Here is a 3,828-nt window from a genome sequence, read left to right as displayed (position 1 = left end):
TGGGATTATGTGGTATTTAGGCAATTCTCCGGTCGTGATACGAATTCATCTCACTTTCTCAGTCCCTTTTGTTCCTGTAATATCCACACTTCTTGAACCTCAGCTCCCCCCTCTTGAAGTCATCAACCCATCTCGGAAAAATCCTGGAAATTCTCGCCTCGAACCACCTGCACCTGTACACTCCATCGTACTCGTAGAACTTGCACTCCACGCATCCCATAAATCAAGTAAGATTGACAAAATATAAATTTTTCTTAACTGAGTTACCTCAGTCCCACGAGCTCTTCGAGTGCCTTTTTCTGGTCCTTCGCCTTTACAACCCCACTTGCCAGCAGAACACCGTCAGCTCCGAGGTCCATTGCTGCTATGACATCCTCGTAGGTCGCAATCCCTGCACCGCACAGAACTTTAACGTCCGGGCTAACCTCTTTCGCGGCCTTAACCGAATTCTCGACAACTTCTGGTTCTGCCTTGCTCACGGGAATTCCGCTTCCAATCAGCTCTGGAGGTTCAATGGCCACGTAGTCTGGGGAGAGTGCTGCTGCCGCCCTCGTCGTTGCGACGTTGTTCGTGCAGACGACTGAGGTGAGTCCGAGTTCCCTGAACTTCGAGACGAGGTAGTCTATGTCTGCGAGCCTGAGCCTCCTCTCGCTGTGGTTTATCAGACTGCCCTTAACGCCCTTCTCCTTCAGCATTTCGGGGGTGATCCTTCCGGTGTGACTTCCGTAGCTGACGGCATCTGCGTGCTGGGCGAAGACGTCTATGTCCACGCTCCTCACTATGTCGGGGATGTCGAGATAGTTCGGAGCGATGGCCATGTAGAAGTCCACCTTTTCGGAAACCTCCTTCACAGCCCTTGCGAGGGCTATTGCCCTCTCACCGCTCCCCTCCCCATACGCCTTAAAGTTTATGATAACGGCCTTCACGCAAACCACCTCAGAAGTCAGTCATGACCCTGAACTGGTCCGTATCGGGCTTCATGCTCGCCAGGAATCTCCTCGCCGCCCCTTCAATGTCTCTTGCCCTCGTTATCGCCCTTCCAACCACGAGTATGTCTGCACCACCCGAAATGGCGTCTTCGACGTTCTCCGGCCTTATCCCTCCTGCTACAGCTACGAGCACATCGTGCCTCTCCTTTATCGGTCTTGCGAACTTCCACGGTGGCTCTTCATGCTCCGAGTCTATCGCCCTGTGCAGCTCCACGACGTCGGGCTTCACCCCTGCCTCTACGATCTTGTCGAGCCTGCTGACAGGATCTTCAACGTTCAGCATGTCCACGACGCAGTAGATTCCGAGCTTCTGGGCCTCGTTTATGGCCTTCTTTATCGTGTTTATCGGCGCGAGCCCCGAGATGACGACCGCATTTGCTGTTGCATCGACAGCCATCCTCGCCTCGAGGTTGCCCGTATCGAGGGTCTTCAGGTCGAGCACAAAGAATGCATCCGGCTTCTCCTCCCTCAGCCTGAGGATCACCTCTGCCCCGTACCTCTTGGCGAGGGGAGTTCCAACCTCGAATATTATGTGGTCGCTGTCCGGTATGTACTTCAAAACCCTGAGCACCTCATCGATGTTTGGAATGTCGATCGCAACCTGGAGGTACGGTGGATCCCAGAGTCTGGTGAGCTTCCTGCCCGCAAACGGGTGGAAGCTCCTGTCCTTTTCGTACAGCACGGTATCGACGTCGGGGAAGCCCTGCATCGCCCTCTTTATTGCCAGCTTGGTTGCGCTGTAGTTGTAGTAGAATACCTTTTCCTTGTTCCTGGCCTTTGGATGTATGAAGACGCTCACCACGATTACGTAGTCATCGGCCTTTTCCTTAGGAATTATTCCGTCCTCCACAGCATCAGCAATCGCCTTTGCCACGGCCATCTGCGCAGGCCCGAAAATCAGCTCGGCCTGAAACATGTCCTTTACCGTGACCTTGGGTATGATTACGGCCGGTGGCTTGGTTATTAGGTTGGGCCTCAATACTGCAAGCAGCGGAGTGTGACCGGCTGAGAGCTGAGACAGAGCATTTGCAAAAGCCTCACCAACAGGGCTGTCCTTCGTCCCTATCATGAGGTCTATGTGCGCCACCTCGTTCCCCGCACCGACCAGCGCCTCACCAATCCTGTATTCCATAATCCACACCTCGGAAAAAGATTAGAATTCAAAAACCTCTTCGTAGAACCTTCTCACCATCTTCGCATCCGTGAGCAGCTCTTTCTCCTTGAGGATCTCTCTCTCGAGCTTCTTGAGGGTCGCGTGGATGGCGAACTCCACACCCCACCCCTCACCGGTGGCGAAGAATGTGCCCCTGTCCGACGAGAGCTTAACCCTGACGTGGATCAGCGGCAGACCCCTGAACCGCTCCTTGTGCTGCTTTATGTATATGAACATGACCGCATCTCTGATAAAGCTGCTGAACTTCCTCATGAACTTTTCCACGTCGTCCTGAATCGCCACCTGATCGAACTCGTCTATCTCCATCCCTCTGACTATGAGCTCGATTCTCAGCTGACCTTCCGGCTTCCTCTCGGCGAGGAACTTTTCGAGAATGTCTTTCTTCGTGACAATACCTTCCGGAGTCTCGTCAGCCGCAACGACGACCACGCTTGAAACCCTGTGCTCCACCATCTGGTCGATGACGTCCGGCACCCTCTCATCCTTCTCGCAGGTCACTGGCGGGTAGCTCATGATGCTCTCCACCATTATTGCGAGGGTCTTCTCCTTCTCGCCCTTGCTGTCACCCATTCTCGCCCTCTTTCTGGGTGCGATAATCCTGTCAACGATGTCCTTGCCCGTTATGACTCCGGCGACCCTGTGCATCTCGTCAACAACCACGAGCCTGTCAACACCGTGGGTTCTCATGAGCGAGAGGGCCTTTCCGGCGGAGTCGTGGGCGTTTATGGTGACGACGTCCGGGTTCATGACTTCCCTCACCTTGACGTCACTGAGCTCTTCTTTCAGGGCTATCAGGAAGTCGTTGATGTAGATCACTCCGTAGTTTCCGTCCTTTCTGATTATGACGAACGGGGTGGAGTCCTCGATGAACCTCCTGACGATCCTCTCCACATCAAGGTCGGAATAGTCTATGATTCCGGTCCTGATCACAAAGTTCCTGACCTTGGTCTCGTGCGGATTCGTCATCGCGCTGCCCCGTATCAGGTCCCTCTCCCTGATGACACCGATAATTCTGTCATCCTCCTTGACAACGAGGGCACTTGCCTTGTCAGGATCAAGCTTATCGAGAAGCGGGAGCACCTTTGAAATCGTCTCATCGGCATTTACGACCTCATAATCGAATCTTATCAGATTTTCGAGCTGTTCCCTGTCCATACCATCACCTCCCGTTTTTGTTTATACAGGCAAAGTTTAAAAAAGTATGCCCGCTGCAGGCTGAAAAGTCGTGGCAGTGCTCCAACCTGCAAATAGACAAAAAATAAAGGTCAGCAGGGCAGGTAAATGTTTCTCATGCACTTCATCTTCTCCATTCTGCTCAATGTCAGCACGTCTGCGGCCTTTGCCGTGGACACGGACTTTCCGGTGTCAGTCATCTCTTCCCACAATCGGAACACGTCCCTCAACCTTTCACCCACCCTTGCAACTTCCTTGATGAGCTCGGACTCTTCCGCCTCCCTGTGCCTTTTCAAGCACTCGTACTCGTGAGCAACAGCAATCAGGCCGCCTGCGTTTATGATGTAGTCCGGGGCGTACAGAATTCCGAGGTTTGCGAGCAGCTCACCGACTCTGTCGTTTTCGAGCTGGTTGTTTGCCGCTCCGGCAACGATGCTGCACCTCAGCCTCCTTACCGTGCTGTCGTTTATAACCCCTCCAAGCGCACAGGGG

The 3,828-nt window shown here is 53.6% G+C and carries 5 protein-coding genes; all 5 read right to left on the bottom strand.

The window, feature by feature from the left end:
- Positions 1–58: 58 nt before the first annotated feature.
- Positions 59–220 (bottom strand): hypothetical protein, encoded by a 162-nt coding sequence (locus tag ACXJJC_RS01260; RefSeq protein ID WP_456368779.1) that lies wholly within the window; start codon positions 218–220, stop codon positions 59–61.
- 43 nt (positions 221–263) lie between these two features.
- Positions 264–926: a triose-phosphate isomerase gene (gene tpiA / locus ACXJJC_RS01255; protein WP_456368777.1), complete on the bottom strand. Its 663-nt coding sequence runs from the start codon at positions 924–926 to the stop codon at positions 264–266.
- Between the two features lie 10 nt (positions 927–936).
- Complete coding sequence (locus tag ACXJJC_RS01250; RefSeq protein WP_456368775.1) at positions 937–2,121, bottom strand: bifunctional 5,6,7,8-tetrahydromethanopterin hydro-lyase/3-hexulose-6-phosphate synthase; 1,185 nt, start codon at positions 2,119–2,121, stop codon at positions 937–939.
- Positions 2,122–2,142: 21 nt separating this feature from the next.
- Positions 2,143–3,318: a CBS domain-containing protein gene (locus ACXJJC_RS01245; protein WP_456368773.1), complete on the bottom strand. Its 1,176-nt coding sequence runs from the start codon at positions 3,316–3,318 to the stop codon at positions 2,143–2,145.
- Positions 3,319–3,428: 110 nt separating this feature from the next.
- Positions 3,429–3,828: Rossmann-fold NAD(P)-binding domain-containing protein (locus ACXJJC_RS01240; RefSeq protein ID WP_503421133.1), on the bottom strand; the 400-nt coding region annotated here is incomplete at its 5' end.

This window comes from Geoglobus sp. (assembly GCF_054018175.1).
This window is presented reverse-complemented; position numbering and strand designations above follow the sequence as displayed.

Coding starts and splice junctions, on each gene's coding strand:
- ACXJJC_RS01260 (WP_456368779.1), bottom strand. CDS start 220: ATGGGATGCGTGGAGTGCAAGTTCTACGAGTACGATGGAGTGTACAGG.
- ACXJJC_RS01250 (WP_456368775.1), bottom strand. CDS start 2,121: ATGGAATACAGGATTGGTGAGGCGCTGGTCGGTGCGGGGAACGAGGTG.
- ACXJJC_RS01245 (WP_456368773.1), bottom strand. CDS start 3,318: ATGGACAGGGAACAGCTCGAAAATCTGATAAGATTCGATTATGAGGTC.